This window comes from Kangiella sp. (assembly GCF_048265365.1).
Lineage (GTDB): Bacteria > Pseudomonadota > Gammaproteobacteria > Enterobacterales > Kangiellaceae > Kangiella.
Genome location: NZ_JBLXBT010000001.1, coordinates 959,182 through 983,816, shown reverse-complemented (window position 1 = coordinate 983,816; position 24,635 = coordinate 959,182). Strand labels below are relative to the sequence as shown.

At 43.6% G+C, this 24,635-nt stretch carries 22 protein-coding genes and 1 pseudogene; 11 read left to right on the top strand and 12 right to left on the bottom strand.

Translation table 11 applies throughout. The features are described 5' to 3' along the window. Positions 1–62 precede the first annotated feature (62 nt). From fghA to ACN0VI_RS04570, 6 genes are all read right to left on the bottom strand, one after another. Positions 63–899 (bottom strand): S-formylglutathione hydrolase, encoded by an 837-nt coding sequence (gene fghA / locus ACN0VI_RS04595; protein WP_417445930.1) that lies wholly within the window; start codon positions 897–899, stop codon positions 63–65. A 9-nt stretch (positions 900–908) separates the two neighbouring features. Next, positions 909–2,033 (bottom strand): S-(hydroxymethyl)glutathione dehydrogenase/class III alcohol dehydrogenase, encoded by a 1,125-nt coding sequence (locus ACN0VI_RS04590; protein ID WP_417445929.1) that lies wholly within the window; start codon positions 2,031–2,033, stop codon positions 909–911. A gap of 210 nt (positions 2,034–2,243) precedes the next feature. Next, entirely contained in the window at positions 2,244–4,262 is a 2,019-nt protein-coding gene (asnB, locus tag ACN0VI_RS04585; protein ID WP_417445928.1) for an asparagine synthase (glutamine-hydrolyzing), read from the bottom strand. Positions 4,263–4,381: 119 nt separating this feature from the next. Next, entirely contained in the window at positions 4,382–5,452 is a 1,071-nt protein-coding gene (locus tag ACN0VI_RS04580) for an aspartate carbamoyltransferase (RefSeq protein ID WP_331891573.1), read from the bottom strand. Between the two features lie 117 nt (positions 5,453–5,569). Then, the gene (locus ACN0VI_RS04575) at positions 5,570–6,991 is read right to left on the bottom strand and encodes a sodium:solute symporter family protein (protein ID WP_417445927.1); all 1,422 of its coding nucleotides are present in this window, start codon (positions 6,989–6,991) and stop codon (positions 5,570–5,572) included. Positions 6,992–6,994: 3 nt separating this feature from the next. Then, positions 6,995–7,510 carry a hypothetical protein gene (locus tag ACN0VI_RS04570; RefSeq protein ID WP_417445926.1) on the bottom strand — a complete coding sequence of 172 codons (516 nt, stop codon included), beginning with the start codon at positions 7,508–7,510 and terminating at the stop codon, positions 6,995–6,997. 146 nt (positions 7,511–7,656) lie between these two features. Here ACN0VI_RS04570 and ACN0VI_RS04565 point away from each other — a divergent pair, with 146 nt between their 5' ends. The 7 genes from ACN0VI_RS04565 (at position 7,657) to ACN0VI_RS04535 (ending at position 14,975) form a co-directional block, all read left to right on the top strand. After that, entirely contained in the window at positions 7,657–8,907 is a 1,251-nt protein-coding gene (locus tag ACN0VI_RS04565; RefSeq protein ID WP_417446574.1) for a Zn-dependent hydrolase, read from the top strand. A 258-nt stretch (positions 8,908–9,165) separates the two neighbouring features. After that, the gene (locus tag ACN0VI_RS04560; protein ID WP_331891635.1) at positions 9,166–9,714 is read left to right on the top strand and encodes an RNA polymerase sigma factor; all 549 of its coding nucleotides are present in this window, start codon (positions 9,166–9,168) and stop codon (positions 9,712–9,714) included. Beyond that, entirely contained in the window at positions 9,711–10,400 is a 690-nt protein-coding gene (locus tag ACN0VI_RS04555) for an anti-sigma factor domain-containing protein (RefSeq protein WP_417445925.1), read from the top strand. Before ACN0VI_RS04560 ends, ACN0VI_RS04555 begins: the two co-directional genes overlap by 4 nt. A gap of 154 nt (positions 10,401–10,554) precedes the next feature. Next, complete coding sequence (locus ACN0VI_RS04550) at positions 10,555–12,096, top strand: DUF4331 domain-containing protein (protein WP_417446573.1); 1,542 nt, start codon at positions 10,555–10,557, stop codon at positions 12,094–12,096. Between the two features lie 10 nt (positions 12,097–12,106). Further along, a complete protein-coding gene (locus ACN0VI_RS04545; protein WP_417445924.1) occupies positions 12,107–12,640 on the top strand; it encodes an Ig-like domain-containing protein in 534 nt (177 codons plus the stop codon). 3 nt (positions 12,641–12,643) lie between these two features. Beyond that, complete coding sequence (locus tag ACN0VI_RS04540; RefSeq protein ID WP_417445923.1) at positions 12,644–13,795, top strand: hypothetical protein; 1,152 nt, start codon at positions 12,644–12,646, stop codon at positions 13,793–13,795. Beyond that, positions 13,782–14,975, top strand: coding sequence for a HupE/UreJ family protein (locus tag ACN0VI_RS04535; RefSeq protein ID WP_417445922.1), 1,194 nt, complete (start codon positions 13,782–13,784; stop codon positions 14,973–14,975). Before ACN0VI_RS04540 ends, ACN0VI_RS04535 begins: the two co-directional genes overlap by 14 nt. Positions 14,976–15,096: 121 nt before the next feature. Here the strand turns inward: ACN0VI_RS04535 and ACN0VI_RS04530 are convergent, their stop codons facing one another. The 3 genes from ACN0VI_RS04530 to tcdA form a co-directional block, all read right to left on the bottom strand. Next, positions 15,097–15,576 carry an Hsp20 family protein gene (locus ACN0VI_RS04530; RefSeq protein ID WP_417445921.1) on the bottom strand — a complete coding sequence of 160 codons (480 nt, stop codon included), beginning with the start codon at positions 15,574–15,576 and terminating at the stop codon, positions 15,097–15,099. Positions 15,577–15,761: 185 nt separating this feature from the next. Beyond that, on the bottom strand, positions 15,762–17,750 hold the full coding sequence (locus ACN0VI_RS04525) for an alpha/beta hydrolase family protein (RefSeq protein WP_417445920.1): 1,989 nt from the start codon (positions 17,748–17,750) through the stop codon (positions 15,762–15,764). A gap of 156 nt (positions 17,751–17,906) precedes the next feature. Beyond that, positions 17,907–18,743 carry a tRNA cyclic N6-threonylcarbamoyladenosine(37) synthase TcdA gene (gene tcdA / locus ACN0VI_RS04520; RefSeq protein WP_417445919.1) on the bottom strand — a complete coding sequence of 279 codons (837 nt, stop codon included), beginning with the start codon at positions 18,741–18,743 and terminating at the stop codon, positions 17,907–17,909. 83 nt (positions 18,744–18,826) lie between these two features. On the opposite strand from tcdA, the gene ACN0VI_RS04515 reads away from it, so the two are divergent. After that, the gene (locus ACN0VI_RS04515) at positions 18,827–19,585 is read left to right on the top strand and encodes a TIGR04219 family outer membrane beta-barrel protein (RefSeq protein WP_331889884.1); all 759 of its coding nucleotides are present in this window, start codon (positions 18,827–18,829) and stop codon (positions 19,583–19,585) included. Between the two features lie 43 nt (positions 19,586–19,628). Here the strand turns inward: ACN0VI_RS04515 and ACN0VI_RS04510 are convergent, their stop codons facing one another. Beyond that, positions 19,629–21,041: an AmpG family muropeptide MFS transporter gene (locus tag ACN0VI_RS04510; protein ID WP_331889882.1), complete on the bottom strand. Its 1,413-nt coding sequence runs from the start codon at positions 21,039–21,041 to the stop codon at positions 19,629–19,631. Positions 21,042–21,079: 38 nt separating this feature from the next. Here ACN0VI_RS04510 and ACN0VI_RS04505 point away from each other — a divergent pair. From ACN0VI_RS04505 to ACN0VI_RS04495, 3 genes and pseudogenes are all read left to right on the top strand, one after another. After that, positions 21,080–21,949 (top strand): annotated as a pseudogene (locus ACN0VI_RS04505) (ketopantoate reductase family protein); the annotation flags it as partial. Positions 21,950–21,964: 15 nt separating this feature from the next. Next, positions 21,965–22,369, top strand: coding sequence for a peptide-methionine (R)-S-oxide reductase MsrB (msrB, locus tag ACN0VI_RS04500; protein WP_417446572.1), 405 nt, complete (start codon positions 21,965–21,967; stop codon positions 22,367–22,369). Between the two features lie 29 nt (positions 22,370–22,398). After that, positions 22,399–22,890: a thioredoxin family protein gene (locus ACN0VI_RS04495; RefSeq protein WP_417445918.1), complete on the top strand. Its 492-nt coding sequence runs from the start codon at positions 22,399–22,401 to the stop codon at positions 22,888–22,890. Between the two features lie 22 nt (positions 22,891–22,912). Here the strand turns inward: ACN0VI_RS04495 and ACN0VI_RS04490 are convergent, their stop codons facing one another. Both ACN0VI_RS04490 and ACN0VI_RS04485 read right to left on the bottom strand, forming a co-directional pair. Continuing rightward, a complete protein-coding gene (locus ACN0VI_RS04490) occupies positions 22,913–23,620 on the bottom strand; it encodes an SPOR domain-containing protein (protein WP_417445917.1) in 708 nt (235 codons plus the stop codon). Between the two features lie 83 nt (positions 23,621–23,703). Continuing rightward, positions 23,704–24,522: a sel1 repeat family protein gene (locus ACN0VI_RS04485; RefSeq protein ID WP_417445916.1), complete on the bottom strand. Its 819-nt coding sequence runs from the start codon at positions 24,520–24,522 to the stop codon at positions 23,704–23,706. Between the last annotated feature and the right edge of the window lie 113 nt (positions 24,523–24,635).

The window sequence follows — 24,635 nt, the reverse complement described above, 5'->3', positions numbered from 1 at the left end:
TCTGCAAAAAAAAGAGGTGCCAATTGGCACCTCTTTTTTTGCTTAAAAATGTTGAGCCCTTGTTAAGCCAAATGCTTGGAATGAAACTTTAAGTGCTGCTCAATAAAGCTGGCGATAAAGTAATAGCTGTGATCATATCCTTGATGATGTTCGAGGATTAGAGGGTAGGATTTTTTACTGGCTATGGCTTTCAGTTTTTCTGGCTTAAGTTGCTCAGCTAAGAACTGATCCGCCTCACCCTGTGACACCAGTATGGGAACTTGTTGCTCGATTTGCTCCATAAGGTAGCAGCTATCATATTGCTGCCATTCCTGTTTGTCAGAACCTAAATAGGAAGTAAAAGCTTTTTGCCCCCAGGGACAATTCATTGGGTTAACGATGGGGCTGAATGCAGAAGCTGAAACAAACATATCCGGATTGCGTAAAGCAATCATGAGCGCGCCATGTCCACCCATCGAGTGTCCAGCAATTGCTTTCTTATCGGATACTGAAAAGTTACCCTCGATAATCTGTGGCAATTCACGCGTTATATAATCATACATCTGATAGTGCTGTGCCCAAGGCTCCTGAGTGGCGTTGACATAAAATCCAGCCCCTTTGCCAAGATCATAACCATCATCATCCGCGACATCATCACCGCGTGGGCTGGTGTCTGGTGCTACGATAATAATACCCAGCTCAGCTGCTACGCGATGTGCGCCTGCTTTTTGCATAAAGTTTTCATCGGTGCAGGTCAGCCCCGACAACCAATACAACACAGGTAGCTTTTTACCCTCTTCTAACTGCGGCGGCAGATACACCGCAAAGCGCATATCACAATTGAGCACTTGTGAAGAATGGCTGTATTGTTTATGCCAGCCAGCAAAACTTTTATTGGCTGAAATTTCATTAATACTCATATCAACCTCTTAGTAATGAATCACGCTACGGATACTTTTACCTTCATGCATCAAGTCAAAAGCTTGGTTAATATCTTCTAGCGGCATGGTATGGGTAATAAAGTCATCCAGCTTAAATTCACCAGCGAGATAACGCTCAACGTAATCCGGTAATTCAGAGCGACCTTTTACTCCTCCAAAGGCAGTGCCTTTCCATACGCGACCGGTTACTAACTGGAAGGGTCTGGTGCTAATTTCCTGGCCGGCACCAGCCACACCAATAATTACAGACTCGCCCCAACCTTTATGGCAACATTCAAGAGCTGAGCGCATCACATTAACATTACCGATACACTCAAAAGAATAGTCCACACCACCATCAGTCATCTCAACAATCACTTCCTGAATCGGCTTGTCGTAGTTCTTTGGATTAACGCAATCAGTAGCTCCAAGTTTCTTAGCCAGTTCAAACTTTGACTCATTAATGTCTATTGCAATAATACGACTGGCTTTAGCCATCACCGAACCAATCACTGCGGATAACCCAATACCGCCCAAACCGAAAATAGCGACAGTCGCGCCCTCTTCCACCTTGGCAGTATTCATCACTGCGCCCATACCCGTTGTGACGCCACAACCAAGCAAACAGACTTCTTCAAGCGGTGCTTTTGGATTGACTTTAGCTAGGGATATCTCAGGAAGAACCGTGTACTCAGAAAAAGTCGAAGTACCCATATAATGAAAAATCGGCTTGCCATTAATCGAAAAACGCGTGGTGCCATCTGGCATTAAACCTTTACCCTGAGTTTCCCGAATTTTCTGACACAGATTGGTTTTGCCAGACAGACAGAACTTACACTCGCCACATTCAGGCGTATAGAGTGGAATCACATGATCACCGGGCTTTACGCTGGTCACGCCCTCACCCACCGACTCAACGATACCACCTCCTTCATGACCTAAAATACTCGGAAAAACACCTTCAGGATCATCACCAGACAAAGTAAAAGCATCAGTATGGCACACGCCCGTTGCCACAATCTTAACTCGCACCTCGCCTTTCTGCGGTGGCTGCACCTCAACTTCTTCGATAGACAGAGGCTTACCCGCCTCCCAGGCAACCGCAGCTTTACATTTAATCACTTCATTCGACATAAGACTTTCCTTCATGAATCAATTTTATTATCAAACCTTACAACAGTATCCAATAATTGCAATCGAAGCTTTATGTTGGCGTGATAAATAGCAGCTATTAGTCGTAAAAAAAACTCATGGACTCTGAGCAAGAAGATAAAAACCCTTTCGAAAGGCATAAAAAAAACGGCAACATTTGAAGTTGCCGTTTATATCTTTTATCGCTATTTTTTATGCGTGAGCAACCCACCCTAATTCATGGGCTTTGGCGGCGGCCATTTTAGGTACATCATTTTCGATGAAGTGGTGATGAAGAAGCTGTACGCCTAGAACATGATTGAGGATGGCATCCATCTGAACTTTATCTTCGCGCGGAATCGTTGGATCATCATTTTTCCTGAGCATATCTTGCAAAGCACCATAATCAATCAGGCCTGCTTCAGCGACTTTTTCTTCGCTGGCGAACTCTTCCATCAGTTCCATCAGGGCATTCCATTTTTTCTTATCGGTATGCGCTGGCGGTGCCATAAAGGCAAACTTCTGACGTTTGTATAGAGTTTCAGGCAAGAGTCCTTTCATCGCTTCTTTCAATACGTATTTCTCTACAGGACCTTTGATACGCATCTGTGGCGGAATATTGACCGCATAGGCTGCCAGATGATGATCAAGGAATGGTGGGCGCGCTTCCATTGAGTTGGCCATATCCACTCGATCTCCGCCCCAAGTCAGAATCTGACCTTCTAACATTGTTTTGATCCAGACATACTGAGCTTTATCCAGTGGATGGCGACCTTCTAATTGAGTTTCATCAAATTGCTCGGCCATTGCTGTGCCGGGATCATAATCACTGATGTTGGCCTGATGATCTTTGTTCATTAATTGACGGGCAAAGCCATCGCAACCCATCCAGCTCTGGATACAGGTTGGTGTAAAGCCGACTTTGGCGTCAATCGCATCGGAGCGGAATGCTTCGCGCGGCAACATGGCACCCTTGAACAGCTTGTTTGATTCGGCCAGAGTAGATTGCATCTCTTTACGGAGGTTTTCTGGTAAGTCATCCAGACCATATAGGAACATGTCATTACGGAATGCCGGATAGCCAGCAAATAGTTCATCGCTACCCTCACCTGTTAATACGACTTTGTAACCTTGCTCACGAACCTTCTGGCTCATCAATAACTTGGCAACACCTAGCGTGTTATAGATGGTTCTTTCTGTGTGCCAAATAGTGCGCTCGAAATGGTCATACAGATGTTCAGCCGACAGCGGCAGAATAATTTGCTCGGCACCAACCATCTCCGCCATTTCCCGAGCAATAGGTGTTTCATCATAGTCCGCATCATCAAAGCCAATCGTAAAGGCTTTGACCGGATCCTGACGTACTGAAGCTGACAAACCTATAATAGAACAAGAGTCGATACCGCCCGACAAATAAGCACCAACTGGAACGTCCGCATTTAAACGATGCTGCACCGCCTCCAATAAATTCTCACGAACCCCATCGATATATTCTTGCTCATCTTTAACATTTAAATGAGCTTCGGCTTGTGGGAAGTCAATGTCCCAATATTTATGCTGCGAAATTTCCAGTTTGCCATCTTTGCGTTGGATTTTAATCCAATGACCAGGTGGAACTTGATTAACGCCTTTAAACGCAGTAGAACCTGGAATCATCACTTGAATCAGCTGATGGTATAAACCTTCGGAGTCAATCTCACGCTTAACCTCAGGATGAGCAAACAACACTTTCAATTCTGAACCAAACACTACGCCATGTTCAGTTTCCGTCCAGTATAAAGGCTTAATCCCAAAACGGTCGCGCACCAAATACATCGTTTCTTCTTCACGATCATAAATCGAGAAAGCAAATTCACCGCGCAAGTTTTCTACCGTCTTTTCAATGCCGTAGTGCGGGTACATTTGCAATACAATTTCTGAGTCACTTTTAGTTTGATAGCGCGCACCTTGTGCTGTCATGTCAGCACGAATGCGTTGGAAGTCATAGAACTCGCCATTGTGTACCATCATATAGCGCTCGTCATCGCTGACTAGTGGTTGTCGCCCACGCTCTTCATCCAGATCGATGATCGTCAATCGCGCATGGCTTAACCCTACTCCCACACCTTCAGGGTTGTAATAACCGAAGTTATCAGGCCCTCGGTGATATTGGATGGCCGCCATGTTAACGAGCGTTTGTGCATCAATGTTTCGATCTTTGTCTCGATGAATGACACCGGCAATACCGCACATATAAAAATTCTCCTTGGAATCTTATCTTAAATTTTAGAAATATAAGGTTAGGTAGCTTCTTCTAGTGGGACAACCCGATCAGCTGTAATAGATCAGGTTGTGGCTAGAGGCTGGTGATACTAGATCACATCCATAACCAATTCGGTTCTTTCTACCATGCAGGTTAGCAACGCCATACGTAAAAAAACTGCACCCCGTGCTTGTGAAAAATACCAGTTATGTGGTGTGCCATCCAAATCAGTTGCTAACTCATCACCGCGTGCCAATGGATGCAAAATAATAGCGTCATCTTTTAAAGGTGACTCGGCGTTTAATACAAACTTATCACCATGTGATTCAAAACCATTATCCACCCAGGCGATGGCATTAATGTATACCACGTCCAGCTCTGGTAGCTCTTTATTGAGACGGTTAGTCAAACGCAAGTTTAAACCCGCCTGCTCCAATTGCTCTCTTTGTCCTTCTGTAAAAATATCATCATCTTTTTGATCGTGAATGATCACAATTTCTTCAAATATTTCCGGAAAATGAGCAAATATCTTTAACAAGCTACGAACCGTACGCATGTAGCTAGGTACCCCGACCACACCAACACGAATTTTCTTAGGGTTGTCCAATAACAACTCTGGACGCCATTTGAAAATAGTGTAAAGGTCTGCCATTGCCTGCGTTGGATGTTCATCAGTACCATTACCAGCATTGATAATAGGGATACGCAACGTCGACGTCATTTCTTTTACCGAATCTTCGTTCGATTCGCGCAACACCACACAATCGCCATAGTTATTAAACATCTCACCAATATCAGAAAGCGATTCACCCTTAGCAATTCCGGTTGTTGAGCGGTCGGTAATCGACATAATATCCCCCCCCAAACGATGCCATGCACTTTCGAATGACAGGCGAGTACGCGTGCTCGGTTCATAAAAGGCACTGATCAATATCTTTCCCTGTAAAGGATTATTGTAACGCTTAGGGTTACTTTCATACTTACTGGCCAAACGGAATAATTGCAAAATCGTTTGGCGGTCAAATTGATCGCAGGTAATAATATGTTGATTCGCTAATTTTACTAGCGCATCACCATCTTCCTGGATTGTTTTCAGCAATGCTTTAGGATGAGCATCACCACATACATCAGGTTTAACTCTGGAAAAAACCAGATCTTCATCTTTCATTTGGTCTACCATAATTGGTCCTTTAACCAGTCTCTTACGAGTAACACTATGAGGATGATTGGCGATAGACAGGTCACTGCCATCGCCGCGAGAATTAAGAATTGAAGTGCATCAAAAGACATCAGCATATTACTTCTCCATATTCGCTAATCGGTTCCAATCGAAACGTTCGTCTTCGAGCAAGAGTCCTAGCATACAGACAATAAACGAAACGCAGCAACTAATCAGCGCGCCAACGTAGAAGCCGATGCTGAAATACCCGATCAGTCCACAAGTTGTACCTAACGCCATCGCAGCACCGGCAAACTTTCCAGACAGTCGTTGTTGATACAGGCCTAAAATAATAGGCCAAATAGCACTCGCCACAAAGGCACCGGCCAAGTTCAAGACCTCGCCTAAAGTACCGACTCTTGGCAAGCAAATAATCCAGGTTGCAAAGCCTAATAATAAAATGACATTGCGGCCTACTTTTTCCAGCCTTTTATTGTCAGCTTCTTTATTAATAAAACCTTTATAAATATCTTTAGTGATTAAATCACTGGTCGCTGCCAGCAATGAGTCGAGACTCGATGCAAGAGCGGAAAAGACTACAACAAATACAAAAATAGCACCCATGGAGCCAAGCAATTTGGCCGCCACCATTGGACCAACCATATCTGCTTCGGCCGGGTAGATACCTAAGGCGGGCGCTGCCAATGCGATAAATCCAGTCACAATCGGAATTGGTAACCACAACAAACCTGCCATCAAATAGGCACGCTTACCAATACCTTGTCGGAAAGCTAATGCGCGTGACCACCAGACATTGGAATGGAAAATTTCACCAATACCGAAAAAGATATTGTTAAACAAAAACATAATCGCTGCTGGGAATAATAAATTAAGCAACTGTGGGTGTTCTTGTTTAGCCGACTCATACACTTCTTCCAGTCCAACGGTTTGATAACAGACAAAACCAATCACTAACACACCGACAATAATAATCAAAGTCTGCACATAGTCCGTTGCGATAACCGCCCTCAGTCCACCCAGCAAGGTATAGCCAACACAGATAATTAAAATAGCAGTCATACCAAGGTGATAACTTAATCCACTCAAGGTGGACAGCAATACACCACCAGCCATGCCAAGACTTACTAACCAGCCGAGCGCATAGCAGAATGACACCACTAAGAAAATGACCCAGGCAGGTTTTCCATAGCGCACACGAATAAAGTCACCGCAGGTATAACCTTGCGGCATGAGTTCTTTAATGCGTTTTGCCATTGGCGCGAACAGAATCAAGCCCAGCGCTGCCATTGAATAACCGACCATACCCCAGATACCAAACTGGTACGTTAACTGTGGAGCAACTAAGGTCGTGTTACTGGTGATCCAGGTGGCCATTGCAGTTGCCGAAGCAAAAGCAAAACCCACATTACGTCCGGCCAGCATGAAATCATCGAGATCTTTGTTTTTGCGGCCCAACCACCAGCCGAAGAAGATCCAGATCACGCCAAAAGCCACCAAAAGGCTTGCCGCCATCGTTATAGAAATAGGATTAAAGTCCATGATTTAGTCTTCTGTTGAAGTTTCTTTCGATCGAAAGGCTCTAGAAATCATGTAACCAATTAGAATAGTAAACATTACCGCGCCAATTCCAAACACCAACCACACACGGGCAAATGAATGGTGAGTAACGGTAACACTGGCTACATTGCTTAAGACGTTCTGCTGTTCATCCAGCAGACGAAGGAAATAGGTCCCGTCATCGTAACCCGTCAGGTGAACTTTATCCTGATGAGTCACATCTAACCGTTGCAACTCTGGAGAGAAACTCTCACTGGTTGATAATTGGAGATAAAGGGGAGTTTTGCCAGCAGAGTCAATTAAGACTTGCTCAGGAACAATTTGATTTGTATTAGAACGATTCCATTCGACACTAAAGTAACCAGCATTAGAGTCTTGCTCGGATGGCTCTAATTGCAGCTCGCAGCCAACTCCTTCACAAACTGAAGAGTTTTCTGCGCTAAATGCCGCGCTATTTAGTGAAAAAACGAAAAAAATGACCGCAATCAGTTGTAAGGCCATAAAAATTTACATTGTCTTTGCAAAGACAAGTAACCTTAGCAAAGCTCAGGACTTAGATCAAATTAGCTGTTTAAAGATTAAACACTTACATTAACCTATTGGAATTTGATAAGGTAAAACAATAACGCAAAGAAGAGGTATAGCTTATCTATTCCGTTAACATCGATAGAATCGAAAAAGATTTATATGAATTAGCAAACTTTGGCTTTAATGAAAAAGACAAAGGTATTTATAGACAAGGTTTAACCGACATCGATATGCAAGCTCGTCGCTGGGTTATGCAACAGTTTGAAGCGAATGGATTGCAAACTCACATGGATGGAGTGGGAAACGTGTGCGGTCGTTTAGGTGATCCGGATAAACCCGCAATCATCATCGCCTCGCACTTAGACTCAGTTCCTGCGGGCGGTATGTTCGACGGAACGCTTGGTGTTATTGCCGGATTGGAATGCATTCGAGTACTTCGAGAAAACAATATCGAACCGAACCACCCTATCGAAATTATTGGCACCAGTGAAGAAGAAGGTCGTTTTGGCGGCATGCTGGGTGCGCAAGCCTTAAGTGGAAATTTAAATTTTCAATGGTTAGAAAGTGCCAAAGATCCCAAGGGCGAATTCTTAAAAGATGCCATGCAGAAATGTGGGCTGGATATTCACAATGCACTGCATTGTCGTCGCGAACCAGGCAGTATGAAAGCTTTTTTAGAACTGCACATTGAACAAGGCCCAGTGCTTGAAAAACAACAAAAATCTATCGGAGTCGTTGATGGTATTTCTGGCGTCTTTAAATGGCTGGTCAAATTAAAAGGTAAGGCCGATCACGCCGGTACAGCGCCAATGGATATGCGCAGTGACGCCTTTATGGGTGTCGCCGATTTTGCACATGAAATTAGCCGTATTATTGATGAAGAAGGAACTGATAAAAGTCGCCTAACCATAGGCCGCGTTGATTTAAAACCAGGCTATGCTCACACCATTCCCGGCGAAGCTCACTTTACCTTAGTTGGTCGTGATATGAGTGAGGAAGTGATGCATCAAATTGCCAATAGCTGCGGCAAAGTTCTCTCCTCTATTGCACGCAAGCATAAACTTCGCTTCGAGTACGAACAAATGAGCTGGATGGGTCCGAAATACTTTAGCCCAAAACTGGTTGAAATAATTGAACAACAAGCAGAAGAGCTTGGTTATGACTACTTGCGGATGCCGAGCGGTGCAGGGCATGATATTCAATTCTTCACCGATCTAACTCCGACCGGTTTGATCTTCATACCCAGTGTAGGCGGCGTAAGCCACGCTCCTGATGAGTGGTCTCACTGGCAGGATGTCGAACAAGGCTCAAATTTGCTGCTTGCTACTCTTTTAAAGATAGCCAATGACAAAGTATCACTAAAAGAATAATCCTTGCATTCTAACCACAGGCAGTCTTCAAGGGCTGCCTGAAAGCATTTAAACTTTCCTGAACTCACCTTATTTGATTTTTTTCATCTTCCTTAAGCACTTTTGTGACCACTGCCATACTTTTCCTTCTGGTCAGGCCATCATATACACATAATATTCACGTTACCGAGAGTAGCTTGAAACTAATAAGTGCAAAAACTGCATCCAAAAGCTTTAAATAACCGTAACAGTAATGTTACTCAAACAAATGGGGTAAACATGTCTGAGCAACAGAGTATTGACCAGCAACACCTTGCCTGGTTAAACGATATGTCGATGGGAAGCCGACAAGCATTTCAAAGCTTGTACGAAAACTCCTCGGGAAAGTTACTGGCCATAGCAACTAAATTGCTTGGGCGAAAAGATTTGGCGGAAGAAGTTTTGCAAGAAGTCTATATTAAGGTTTGGCACAATCCAGAAGGGTATCACTCTGAACGTGGTAGTGTAATGACTTGGTTGATCAGTATTCTACGCAACCGATGCATTGATCAGCTGCGCCACTCGCAGATGAAGCAAAAGTATCAGCACAAGATGCCTGAACCTACGGATATTAGTCCGCAACTTGACCTGGACATGAATGCTTCCAATGTTAAGCTTGATGAATGTATGCGTTTACTGAAGGGCGAACAAAGACATACCATTCAGCTGGCTTTCCTTTATGGTTATACCCATCATGAAATCACCCGCTATTTAAGTGCACCTCTTGGCTCTATTAAAAGCTGGATCAGACGCGGCCTTGACGCGCTGAAAAGGTGCCTCAAGTCATGAGATATCATAACGAAGAGCTCTCCAACGAACTGGCTAAACACTATGTGATTGGCACTATGACGCCTCTGGCTCGCCGTCGTTTCAAAAAATTAATCATTAAGCATAGCCACTTACAGCAAGCAGTATGGCATTGGGAGCAAATTTTAAATCCCATGGCTGAAGAACTTGCGCCAATAGATCCTGATCCGCAGGTATGGCAGAGCATCACTGCAAGACTTGGTTGGGATAGCAAATCCAAGGCTTCCTCATGGTGGACAATCTCGGGCTGGCTAGCGACAGCTGCAAGTCTGTTAATAGTCGCCTACCTGTGGACAGCACAGCCGTTAATTACGCCGCAGCAGCCATCCTCTCCACAGGCATTGGCCATTCTTCAGGTAGAAGCAAACCAGCCTGCATGGGTTGTGCAACAAACTGACGATAAGCTATCGGTTACAGTAAAAAGCCTGCCAGAGATACAAGCCGAGCAGGATTTTGAGCTGTGGATGCTACCAGCCAATGGTCAGGCCCCTATTTCTTTAGGTTTATTGCCTAAAACAGGTAATAAAGAACTGGTCATTCCAGCACAGCTTTCAAATCTCATTCAATCAGGATTGGCGGTGAGTATTGAACCTGAAAATGGTTCGCCAACTGGCGCACCGACCGGCCCAGTGATTCTTACGGCCCAGTGGATTGAGATTAAAAGCTAGCTATTTCAGCTGGATGTAAAAAAATATCATTTTTTTTGCATCCAGTTGCATCTTCCAACCGTATACGAGTTACACACACAAAGAAGGTAGGTAACTCGTTATGAAAAAACAACTAATAACCAGTGCTGTTTGCTTCACTATAGCCAGCACTTTCATGTATCAAGCTGCGGAGGCATCCAGTCACCGCGAAGCTCCGAATATCACCCGTTATCCAACGGTTGATTCAACAGATTTTTATCTTTTCAACAGCTATGAAACTGAGCGAGCTGGATATGTCACTATTTTAGCAAACTACATCCCGCTGCAAGACGCTTATGGCGGTCCCAATTATTTCGCAATGGATCCGGCTGCTGCCTATAACATCCATATCGATAGTGATGGTGATGCGATTGAAGATCTCACTTATCAATTTAAATTTACCAATACGCTGGCAGCTAATGGAGAAGGCATCAAGTTGACTATCGGACCTGATGGTAACCAGAGACAGGTAGCCATCCCTCTAAAAAATGCTGGTGGGATTGCCGCAGGTGATAACTCAGCTTTAAACTTTGTTGAATCCTATAACCTGACACAAATTGAAGGCCCTGTTAAATCTGGAACACGAACAACCTTAAACAGTGATATGGGAGATTCAACCTTCACCAAGCCTTGGGACTATATTGGTGATAAAACATTTTCCTCGGCAGCCGATTATCAGGCTTATGCGGATCAGTACGTATACAATGTCACTCTTCCAAACTGCTCGCAGCCGGGGCGTGTTTTTGTTGGTCAGCGTAAAGACCCCTTTGCGGTAAATCTTGGCGAAAGCTTTGACTTAGTGAACTATGTTCCTGTCGAAGGTGATAGCGAACCAGGTGCTGGAGATGGTGGTGGTTTCCCCGGTGGTATCACTCAGGATGTCGCTAATGATGATCTGAGAGACAAGAATGTCACTACTCTGGCATTAGAGGTGCCAGCCAGCTGTTTAGTCGGTGATGGCAATGGCGTAATTGGTGCATGGACAACAGCCAGCTTGCCACAAGCTCGTATTCAGAACCCTAATGCGACATTCGAAAAGCCAGAAGTTAATGGCGGTGCTATGGTGCAAATCTCGCGTTTGAGTGCTCCATTAGTCAACGAAGTGGTCATTGGTTTACCTGACAAGGACACATTCTCTACCGCTCATCCTAACTCAGATATCCAGTTCGCAGACTATGTGACCCACCCGAGCTTCCCGGCACTGCTTGACCTGTTATTCCGTGATGCGGTCAATGCGACTTTAGGGACGAACTTTGAAACCATCGCACCAACTAACTTCCCGCGAAATGATCTGATCGCTGCCTTCCTGACCGGTTTTGCAGGCGTCAACCAACAGGCAACTGTGACCCCTTCAGAAATGCTGCGTTTGAATACAGCTATTCCAGCCACACCGGCTGCGAATCAATCGCCTCTTGGTGTTATCGGTGATGATCTGGCAGGCTTCCCAAATGGACGTCGCCCTGGTGATGACGTAGTGGATATTGCTTTACGCGTTGTTATGGGTCGCTTGTGTCATGATATTCCGGTTAGTGGCACGCCAACCAACCTGGGTTTATGCCAACCTGAAGATGCCAATGTGGGTACAGCTCCATTCACCGACGGCGCGCCTTTATCAGCCTCGGATATTGATGAGCAATTCCCTTACTTACGCACGCCATTAGCTGGCTCACCAAACTAAGGAGGAACTGATGAATATTGCAAAATATATGCAGCCCATCCCCTTGCTAAGTGTGCTGTTACTAAGCGCACTCATATTGGGTGGCTGTGATAGCGATGGGCCATCATACAGAGATGATCCTCCCGTTAATACTAAGCCTGAGGCCGTAGGCCAAAGCATCATAACTGAAACTGACGCCACAGTTGATGGGCAGCTCCAAGGCTCAGATGCTGATGGAGATAGCTTAACCTTCAGCGTGTCGCAAGATGTGATGTATGGCGTCTTAAGCATTAACTCTGATGGAAGCTTCAGTTATACGCCTGATAATGGTTACACAGGTAGTGATGAGTTTAGCTTTGTTGTAAGCGATGGCAGTGCTACATCCGATCCAGCTATCGTCGATATCACTATCAATGTGAAACAGGAGATGTTCAGTTCTTACAGCCGAGATTCTTATTCCAAAGCTGAAAATGATGAACCATCAGGTGTTAATGGCCGTGAGTTCATATTCGATGTCGATAGTACCGACTACTACCAGGACTTGGTCATTGAAGGAGAACAATGATCGATGAAGAACTCTATCCTTAAAACTTCTCTTAACACAGTACTGTCAGGGCTTATTGCCCTGCCAGTGCTTTTTATTTCAAACACAGGCTATGCTGAAAATAATACCTGGCTCCCTGAGAATGACCATGTGCTGGTCCTCAGTTACCAACCCAATCCTAAGATTGCTGCAAACGAAAAAACTGAAGTTTACTCAAGCAATAACTGGAAAAAACTAGAACCTGTAATACAGAATTTATTGATTGAATCGAGTCTTCCTGGAAAAAGTCATCTCGAACAGCAAGCTCGACAGCTTGTATTTCAGTGGGCAAATGTTGTTGAAAACGATCCCACACTATTATCCTCCCGTGAAGCTTCACGGTTAAAACTATTCAAGGCACAACTGTTACAAAAACAGCATCGTTTTAAAGAAGCATTACTGGAGCTAAAAGGCATCAAGCAAAACACTCACTTGTATGCTCAGAAGATATTGATTGAGTCACGCATCCATCATATTCAAGGGCAGTATGACAAGGCTCGACAATCATGCAATCAACTGCTCAATCAAAGGTTACCCTTATTTGCTCAGCTTTGCTTAATCGAAACCGAAGCATTAGCAGGACAACCGGAAAAAACTTATAAGTTACTTGGTGACTTTAAACCACAATACGCCCATAGCTCACAAGAAGTGCTTAACTGGTATCACCAGGTTGCAGGATCAATTGCCAGAATATTAAGTAAAACATTCGACGCTCAGCAGCACTTTTCTTTTAACTTAGATCAAGCTCCTAATAGCCAGTGGTTTCAATGGGCCGATATGGCACTGAGTAATGGCAATGCCAATTTGGTGCTAACGAAAATGAAACAACTGAACAATCCTGATATTGAACTGGAAGATGGGCTGATCATTAGAATGGCCAGAGCCGAGAAAATTCTTGGCAACAATAACGAATTACAAAGTTTGGCTAAGCAACGAATTGAATTAAGAGTTAAACGAAATGATCGACTGCATGCCGCCGACATTGCTTATTATTACCTACACATTGACCCTCAAGCTGAACAAGCCTTGTATTGGGCAGAAAAAAACTGGCAATCAGTGAAGGAACCAGCAGATAGCGAACTATTGATGCTTGCTCGACAAATAAATCAGCAAGGAGTTACTCATGAGCAACATTAAAATCTTAAGTTTACAAAACTTATTTAAACTTTGCTCATTTGTTGCAGTGTTTCTCTTAAGTGCAATTATGCTATTGAATGCACCGGCCAGCTCGGCTCACCAATTCAGCACTGCCCACGCTAAACTTGAGCCAAGCGGACAAAAACAATATAAGGGATATTTAGCATTATCGTTACAGGATATTCAGCAAGCACAGTCTATCGATCCAAATAATGATGGCAAACTATTATGGCAGGAAGTGAAACAAAGCCTACCTGTCATTCAACTCTATCTAAATGAGCGCTTTACTATTTCGCAAAAAACATCCGATTCGGTAATAAGCTGTCAGCTTAACTGGTCCAACTCACCAAGGCTTTCAGAACTGTATGGCGAAACATTACTGCATATTCCATTAACGGTAAGCTGTCCACTATCGTCTATCTCTGCTGAGGAATTAGTCGTACAGTACAACGCTTTTTTCGAGCACTTAAATGACCATAAATTGTTATTGAGTTGGAATTTCAATGATGGGGAAAATAAGGAGAGTGGAGAAAGCTACTTTATTATTGATGATTCAAATCAGACAGCAACACTAGCTTTTGTCAAAACCAGTTTACTGGATACCATCAACTTTTATTTATACCAAGGTGTCATCCATATTTGGTTTGGCCTAGATCATGTTCTCTTCGTATTAGCGCTGATTTTACCTTTTGCCTGGTTGCGCTTTCGGCAAGGACGTTTTTCTGGCACAAAGAAGCTAGCTATTAAAGACCTGTTAGTACTCATTACCAGCTTCACATTGGCTCATTCAATCACACTGACACTGACTGCATTGAAGATACTGTCAATTCCTTCTCAGTGGGCAGAAATTGGTATTGCTATCTCGGTTGCCTTTACCGCCATTAATATTATTACTCACTGGGTCAAGCGACTTGGGGTCATTACTTTCCTGTTCGGGTTACTGCATGGAATGGGTTTTGCTGGTGCTTTATCCGAACTGGGGCTTAGTGAAACCTACAGAATCTCAAGCATAGTAGCCTTCAATCTGGGAGTAGAAATAGGACAGGTAGCCATCATCTTTCTACTTTACCCGCTATTGACTCGATTGAGAAAAACTCAAGTGCTGCAATATCGATTAGTACCGACCCTTGCGGTTTTAATTGCACTCATGGGAGGCTATTGGATTCTGGAGCGTTTATAAGTTATCGGGACAAGAAAAAAGCAGTAGCCATTGACTACTGCTTTTTTATGACTAACGGTTTAGTCTTAGCCAAATCTCAAGCTCCGCTTACCAATACAGCGCCTAAGATTTGCAGCAAAAATCAAGCAGCTTCTTCTGCTTTATTCTTGTGCTCTAAGACTTTTTCAGCTGGATTCTCTGAAGTGCCAATTTCGATAGTACGAGGCTTCATTGCTTCAGGTATTTCCTGCTTCAAGTTAATAGTCAATAAACCGTTGTTAATATCGGCTGAAACCACTTCAATATGATCAGCCAAGTTAAATTTACGTTCAAAGGCACGATAAGCAATGCCTTGGTGCAAGAACTTACGTTCCTGTTCCGTATTCTCTTTGCGACCGCGAATGGTTAGCACACCCTTTTCAACCTGTATGTCCAGCTCATGGCGATCAAATCCAGCAACCGCAATGGTTACTGCATATTTATTTTCATCTAGAACTTCGATGTCGTAAGGCGGGTATCCACCAGTAGATTGTTCGCCACGCAATGAGCTATCCAGTAAAGATGCTAAACGGTCGAAACCAACACTACTACGGTATAGTGGACTTAAATCTATTCTATTCATAATCATATCCTCCAATAGAAGCAATATATTGTTAACGTTAATGAGCTCTAATCTCTCAGAGACTTAGTGCTCAAAATTCTATTTGGGGATAACCTGAAAATATTTCAAGTATTCTTTTAATATTATTATGGGCAAAAAAAAATAGCCACCGAAAGGTGGCTATTTTAATATGACTCAATAAAGGCTTACTTACCGATATGTTCATCCAGGAAGTCTAAAATCTTCTCAAACGACTCAACTCGATACTCAACCTTCTGGAAACCATGTCCGTCTTTCCTATAGAAGGTGTCATACTCTTTACCCGCTTCTTTGAGTTTTTCTTCAAGCAGATAAGCGTTGTCGATTGGTACACGGACATCATTCTCACCATGCACAATCAATAAAGCCGCTTTCAACTTATCAACATGATAAACAGGAGAACGCTCACGAATGACGCCTTCTTCCGACCCGAATGAATAACGCTTATAGTTTTCACCCATCTTATGGTTATTTCTGAAACTGTCAGCTTTTGCCCACTGCAAGTCAATTTCGTAAGGTCCTGCCTCCGGAATCGAACATTGATACAAATCAGGCTCTTTAACAACACCTTGCATCGCAGCATAACCACCATAGCTGATGCCATGAATACAGATTCTGTCTTTATCTGCGAGGCCCTTCTCTATTGCCCACAGGGTAGCATCGGTAAGATCGTCTTGCATCTTAGCTCCCCATTCACCAGAGCCAGCCTTTTCAAAATCTTTACCATAACCACCTGAGCCACGATAATTAAGTTGTAGTACGAGGTACCCACGATTGGCTAATAGCTGTGCCCGCCAATCAAATCCCCAGCGGTCAGTTGCTCCATAAGGACCGCCATGAGGGAAAATGATAAGAGGAAGGTCTTTAGGTTTAACACCATTAGGAATAGTTAATTGCCCATACATCTTCAGTCCATCGCGAGCAGTCATAACAAATGGCTCAACCGATGCCATCAGCTCTGGTTTTAGATGTGGCATGGAACTGGCAATGTATTTTGCTTTGTTGGTTTCACGATTAAACAGAAAAAAATCACCCAGGTTTTTGTCACTATAGGTTTTAACCATAGCCAAATTATTGTCACTGCTATAATTAGTCATGATAATATCTTGGCCTTTAAAACTAGCTCTTAGTGCTTTGTGGAAAGCAACTTCGTTAGACACAGAGTCGTCATTTAAATAGAAATACTCTGGATAACCAGGCTCGGAAATCACACCGATAACCTCTCCATTAGCACCATATATAGTCTCTATATCACCATATCGATCTTCCTTTATATCAACATCGGGATGACGGTATAAAAACTTTATTTTGCGTGTTTTCAGATCAAGCTCAAAGAGTCCAGTAACACCTTGGTGGTCTAGGTCGTGGTTGGATACAAAGTAAAATTTATCATTCGTAATATTAAAGCCAACTTTTTTCAGCTTTGGGAAACCATCATGCTTTACTGGAAGATCTAAAGTTGTCCAGTCACCTCTGGGATCTTTAACATGAATGATATATTTATCATCATACAAATCATCTTTATTTACACGGTCCCACTCAACTGCAACTCTCGGCTCTTCATTTAAATCAACATCAATGGAAGTAATAACTGAATCGGGGCCACCCACAGGTTTCGGGGAGTCTGAGTTATAAAGAAGCTCTCCTGTATAAACATCCATTCTGTGGAGTTTCATTCCTCCTTTTTCGGACCAATGTGACTTACCAACTAGAATTCTTTTCTCGTCATTTTGTAAACGACTAATAAATGAGAGGTTAGAGCGTTGAAAATCCCATAATTGAACGCGCTTAGTACCATCAATATTACCGGCGACAAGCTTTGGTTCTTTGGAAGCACCATCCCAATGGCCGGTAATATTCGCAGCCAACATAAGTACTCGCTCGTTGTTCACCCAGTGAAAATAAACAACTTCACGCTCATCACCGACCTCAAAAGAAGTCAGAATCTTGTTATCAGCAACGCTCATAACTGCTAACTTAACTTCTGAACCATCTTCATAAGTAAAAGCGACATGCTCACCATCAGGCGACACTTTGGCACTCTTGAATTGCGATTTTTTGGCGAAGTCTTCTATTGGAATAACTTTTGATTGAACAGCGCCAGATATTAAAAGCGCAATAGCCAAAGTAAATACTAATTTAAAAAGCTGTTTCATGACATTCCTCTGGTCATTGTTTGAATTATAAAACTTGCCCACAATAAAGTGATTCAATGTATTTGTATAGTTTGCTTTTGTATCAATTCAAGTCCGCTTATTGCTGGGATTGTCTCAACACACAATCTATCTGAGATTATTCTCATTAATGTTGTTTTACGTTTTCTTTTCAGCAAGCTTTTGCAGAACTAAACCTACCGCAAAATTACCAAAGGTGGCTGTGATATGCGTTGCAGATCCCATACCTACATCACAGGCCATGCGCAGTGCTCTTTCCGAGTCTGGCTTAGCTTGAGTGATGCCGCCATCCGGCAATGGATAGGACAGTTGTTCTGTTGAATAAACGCAAGGAACCTGGTATTTGCGTTTAGGATTACTGGAAAATGCATAGTCATAACGCAGAATGGAGCGAGTTTTAGCCAGCAAGGGGTCGTTATGGGTGCGAGTCAGATCGGCGATAGTAATTTGCGTTGCATCAATCTGTCCACCAGCGCCACCCACGCAAACAATGCGAATTTTATTACGCTTACAAAAACGAATCAGAGCCGCTTTACTGCGAGCACTGTCAATTGCATCGATGACATAGTCAAAATCCTTTGAAATATAATCCCGAACATTCTCCGGTTTCAATAGATCTTCAATAATGGTGACCTGACAATGAGGATTAATTTGAGCTATGCGCTCTTTTAAAACCTCGGCTTTACCCTGACCCACGGTATTTTCAAGCGCCACCAATTGACGGTTGAGATTGGATTCACTGACCTCATCGGGATCGATCATGGTGATCTTGCCAATGCCAGATCGTGCCAATGACTCTACCACCCAGGAGCCAACACCACCGACACCTATGACGCAGACATGAGATTGCTGAAATTGTTCCAATGCTTTTTGCCCATAAAGTCGGGCGATTCCGCCAAATCGATTGTCCACAAAAGTTGTTGGTATAAGAATGATGTCACGATTATAGCAAGTGATGCGTCGATTAGTTAACACACTGATAGCCTTATCTGTAGGCTTTCGACAATAAAATGCTTAGAATAGCGCTAACTTACAACCATAGGTTTAGAGGGTAAACTATGAAATTAAATAAATTATTGGTGGCAACCACCATTTTAGCTACCTCAAGCATCGCGTCTGCCGATGTGGTTGGTGTATATGCCGGTGCGCAAAATTGGAATTACGATATTGACGGTTATGTTAGAACCGGCTCAGAAAATATCGACTTCAATGATGACTTAGGCTACAAAGACAGCGATGACAACAGCTATTTTGTTGCCTTAGAACACCCCATCCCTGTATTACCTAATATTAAAATCCAGCAAAACAATCTTGAAGGAAGTGCCAGAGGCACTGCCAGTCAGGACTACACTTTCGGTTCTGTTCCTTTCTTAACGGGCACTCCAACGGTTTCAAGCTACGATTTTAGCAACATTGATTACACGCTTTATTACGAAATCCTGGATAATTGGGTTAATTTAGATTTGGGTATTACGGGTAAGCAATTTGATGGTTATATGGATGTGGGTGTTGAAGTGACGACGGGCGGCCCAATCACATCACGAGTGGATTTCACGGGCACAGTTCCTATGCTTTATGGTAAAGCACAGTTTGATTTACCGTTAACCGGTTTCAATGTTGGTACAACCGTGAATATCGGCCAAACCACCGATGACAAAATTAATGACTACACCATGTATTTTGGCTATGAAGGTGAAACGGGCTTTGGCTTTGAAGTCGGTTACCGTAACTTCACGGTCGAATTCGATAACTTTGATGATTTATCCAGTGATTTTACCTTTGACGGTTATTACGCTAGCTTAAATTTCCATTTTTAGTTGTTTTAATCAAATATCTTGAACCATCAGACGTAAGGGCGCTTCATGAATCGCCCTTACCTTTTAATAGTACCTTTGCTTGAAGTTGTTTCTCTCGATACATCAAAGCCAGTACCAATAACACCGCTGGAATCCCTAAGAAAGTGGTGTAAATAAAGAAAAATTCATACCCCCAACGATCAATGTCTGCGCCACTGAAACCTCCAAGAATTTTACCCACCAAAGTCATCAACGAGGTATATAGCGCGTATTGAGTTGCAGTAAATTCTCTATTCACCAAAGTAGCGAAATAAGCCATTAAGACCCCTTGAGCAAAACCTCCTGCCAAGTTATCCGCACTAATGACTCCAATCAAAAGAGTGTTACTTTTATCCTGGGTAGCCATAAAGGCAAACAGCAAGTTGGTCAGCATGACTAACAAGGAGCCTGTGAGCAAACACTTAAGAATGCTGGTTCGATTGACTGCGATGCCACCAATAAAAGCCCCTAGAATGGTCATGATAAGACCATAAATCTTAGAGATCTTAGCCACTTCATCTTTACTGAAGCCCATGTCATCGTAAAAGACGTTGGTCATGACCCCCATCACCAAATCGCTAACCCGAAACGCCATAATAAAGGCAATAATAACCAGTCCCCACCAGCGATAACGAATAATGAAATCTACAAAAGGAGAAATGATTGAGCGGATGATATGTTGAGAAATCGAGCTAGACTGAATAAACCTTCGCAACTTCTCCTGAGTAGTGGGCACTGCTGTCAGTAAGCGGTTGGTCACTTTATGATCCAGTTCTGAAGTACCAATTTCCTTTTCCACATGAGGTGGCTCTGGCGACAGTAGCCAACCAATCAGACCGACACTCATCAAGAGCGCCATGACCATATAACTGAATTGCCAGCTACCACCAACCTCTTCATTGGCAAGCATCAAAGCACCGGCACCGGCAGCAATCATGGCTAAGCGATAGCCCATAATATACATTGCAGAAGCAGCACCTTGCTTCTTTTCATCAACACTTTCTACCCGAAAGGCATCAACTACGATATCCTGTGTCGCTGCTAAAAAAGCAGTCGCCAATGCGAAACTAATGATTCGTGCAGTATGAGTTCCGGCATCGGTGGTAGCAATCGCCAGCAAACACAATGTAATGCCAACCTGTGCCACAAATAACCAGCTGCGGCGCTTACCAAACCATTTATGAAGTAATGGAATTTTTAAGTTATCGACCAGCGGTGACCACAACACCTTGATCGAATAAGCCAGGCCAATCCAGGATGCAAAGCCAATATCGGTTCTTGAAATTCCCGCGTCTTTTAACAGCCAAGAAAAAGTCCCCATTACTAACAAATAGGGCAAGCCAGCTGAAAAGCCCAGCAACAGCATGCGGATCACTTCCGGATGAAAGTAAACGAAGCCCTTTGCATAAGATTGAAGTTTTATTGTGCTATTTTTCACTATAAGATAGTTTTTTATTTGGTTAATGAATTTTCAGCATGATTTCAATTCTGGGCGCTGGCGCTATAGGCCAACTGCTAGCCCATAAACTAACTGATGCCTCGGTTGAATGCCAGCTTATTGTGAGCGATTCTGACAAATACGACTCGCCCGACTGGCAGTTTCGCGATCTCAACCAGAAAGTCAGCACTAAGCAGCTGCAAAGCTCTGGCCACGGCTCTAATCAACAAGACTCATCACCGCTGGATTTGGTCTTTGTCTGCGTTAAGGCACCGCAACTGCAATCAGCGCTAGACTCTATCAGGCATCGTTTGCATGAGAAAAGCCAGTTAGTGCTGTTTCAAAATGGTATGGGGCATGACCAAATCGCCAGCCGGTATGTAGCTGAGCAGAATATATTCTTTGCCAGTAACACCCATGGCGCCTATCGCGAGTCGAATCAGAGCCTGGTTTATGCGGGAACGGGCAAGATCGTGCTTGGTGCTTTAGAGCAGCAAGCAACTCCCGATTGGTTTAATCAGTTAACTCAGGCGGATACCGCGTTGGCATTTGAATGGATCGATAACATCCAACCCGTGCTGTGGCGCAAACTGTTAATCAATGCAGTCATTAACCCATTAACAGCTATACACCGCTGTAAAAATGGTGACCTGCTCAAAAAAGAGCACAAGACTCAGCTTTTGGCTTTAATTAATGAGAGTCGCCAGTTTGCACAAAGCATGGGGTTTGATTTTGCAGACGATCTAAAAACCATCATTCTCGATGTGATTGAACAAACTGCCGATAACTACTCATCCATGTATCAGGATGTGATGGCTGGGCAAATTACCGAAATTGACGCCATCAATGGCTATTTGCTGGATCAGATCCAGGCCAAGACTTTTCACGCGCCTCATCACTGGGCACTGTGGAGCCAGTTTCATATTCAGTACCCGCCATTAAAAAAACAGGCAGAAACCAAAGCCAAGAATTTTGATGAGCTGACTTATCATGTCACTCAACAACAAGGCACCGAACGCCCTTTTACCGGCCAATATAATATGCATCAAGCAAACGGCATTTATCGCTGTGTGTGTTGTCACTCCGTCTTATTTGACGCCAGTGGAAAATTTGACTCAGGTTGCGGCTGGCCAAGCTTCGACCGAGCACAAAATAATAAAACCATAGCCTACCTGACTGATACCAGCCATAATATGCAACGCGTTGAAATTCGTTGCGCACAGTGTGGCTCGCATTTGGGGCATGTATTTGATGACGGTCCGACAGACACCGGTCAGCGTTATTGCGTGAACTCAGTCAGTCTGGACTTTGAACCAGTAGACCGTTAAGCAAACTTCATTATTAAGTGACAGTAACTATGAAATCTATTATTCAAGCAACTCTCTTGTGCGTCATTTTCTTACTTTTGTTAAGCGCTTGCCAGACCACCGATAATCAGCAAAAACCAACTATTCTGCTAGGCGATATTAGCTACTCAGAAGTAGTGAAGACTTATCCTTATTTCCAAAGGTCTAATTCCCCAGCACAAGAGCCGTCAGAGTCTATCGAGAAGCTGAAAGCTGTCTCCGAAGCAACTCATTTAACCGTCTTTTTTGGTGTCTGGTGTCATGACAGTATTCGTGAAGTTCCTGAGTTGATGCGCTTGCTGGATGAAGTCAGCAACCCCAATATCAGTTATCAACTGATTGCACTAGACATGAAAAAACAAGAGCCTCAAGGTCGTGCCAAAGCCAATGATATCCTTTACACTCCGACGATTATAGTATCTCAAGCAGGTAAAGAACTGGGACGCATTATTGAAAAGCCTGAACAGGATTTAGCGACCGATTTGGTCAATATCTTACATTAAGATGGTTTGTGGGCAGTCAACATTAGTCCGCGCGTAACGCTTCAAATCCAGCACGACTTCTTAACCAGGGTTGCATGGTAGGAAACAATTCTGCCAGCTCAGCGGTGAGTTGTTCCGCCTCCTGTTGCGAGCTTAGCAGATCAAAAACAACGGTGTAATAAATCTGACCGCTAACCCGTGTTCTAATAAGGTTTGGTTTTTGAGACAACTTTTCATCGAGAGAATCAGTAAATGACCGCGCCTGACTTTGTGAATGGTAGGCTGCTAGTTGAAGAACCTTCCCGTACTTTCCATGCTTTTCATACTGAGCATAAGTTGGCTTAGTCTTTGCGGCTGGTTGTTCAATACGCTGTTGGCTAAGCGGTTCTTCAGGCATATCCGCAGCCTCATCTTCTGCTTCATCAGCAACTTCTGGTGATACTTCTTCAACAACTGAAACCTTTGCTCCCTGAACCATAATCGGGTCATCAGCAGTTTGCTTAGACTCTTCTGACTCAAACTGCTCAGCTTCGGGGTCCAGAGTTGTTTTCCAGAAACGATAATAGCTTAGTCCCAGCGATTCTTTCTCTTCTGCACAACGCCAGGTTCTCTGGTCACCGGGTGCGCAATACCAGTAATCATTATTTTCGGAGTTGTCAGGGTCTAGGTTGGAGGTGCTTGCACAGGATGTAATCAGCAAGGTTAGGCTTAAAGCTGGTAGAGTTCGTTTTAGCGGTGAGTTCAATGACATAGCGTATCGCTCAAATCCTTGCTTTACTGATGACTTTATAATGTTCCTTAAGCCTAACCTAACCCCGCTTGATCTTCAAAGCTCTAATGTTCGAAAGATTTTATAACTGCCTGCTTGTTTAAATAGGTCTGCAAATGGATTTGATAGTAATCAACCAGCCTGTCGCATTTCTGACAGTCATCGTGGGAAGCCAACTCTATGACTTTTAATTGAGTAGCAGCAGCTTTATCGAATTGCTGATTAGCAGCATAGGCTGCAGCTAAAGTATCGAGATACCCATGGTTCTCTGGATATTTTGCCACGGCTCGCTCCGCCAATATAAGCCCCTGCTCAGGATCAAATAACTCTGACCCCTGGCTAACCACTTTTATCCAGGCCAGATTGTTCATCGCTTGATAGCTACCCTGTTCAACCGCCAGCTGATACCAGTAAACCGCCTCATTGTAACTCCTGCGATCATCGATATAGCCAAAGTAAAAAGTATTACCCATCCAATACTGAGCAACCTTGTCACCGTTTTCTGCGAAGGTTTGCATGGTTTTCAGAGCTTGTTCTTTTTGCTTGATACTGACGCTTTGGTGCTTGCTGGTTAAGTGAGAAATGGCTTGATGGAATACCGCCTTTTCATAACCCTGCTCTGCTGAGCGAGACATCCACTTTGTCGCTTGCTCACTATCAAGTTCAACACCTAACCCACGAAACAGCATCATGGCGTATAAATACTGAGCCTGTTCATCACCTGATTTAGCTGCTTTCTTACAATATTGCTCGGCAACCTTATAGCTTTTAGCATGAAAATGCTGCTCGCAACGCAAAATATCCTCTTCGGACGCACTACAGGCAATAAGAATCCCCGCTGACAGGAAAACCAGCGATAACTTAAGGTTTGACAGCATTTTCATCGAGGTGAAATTACCATGTACAAGAATGACTCCATCAGGGATTAGCCACAAAACCTATGGCACAAAATAGCAAATCGGACTGTATTATCGACAAACAATGCGTAAAATGCACC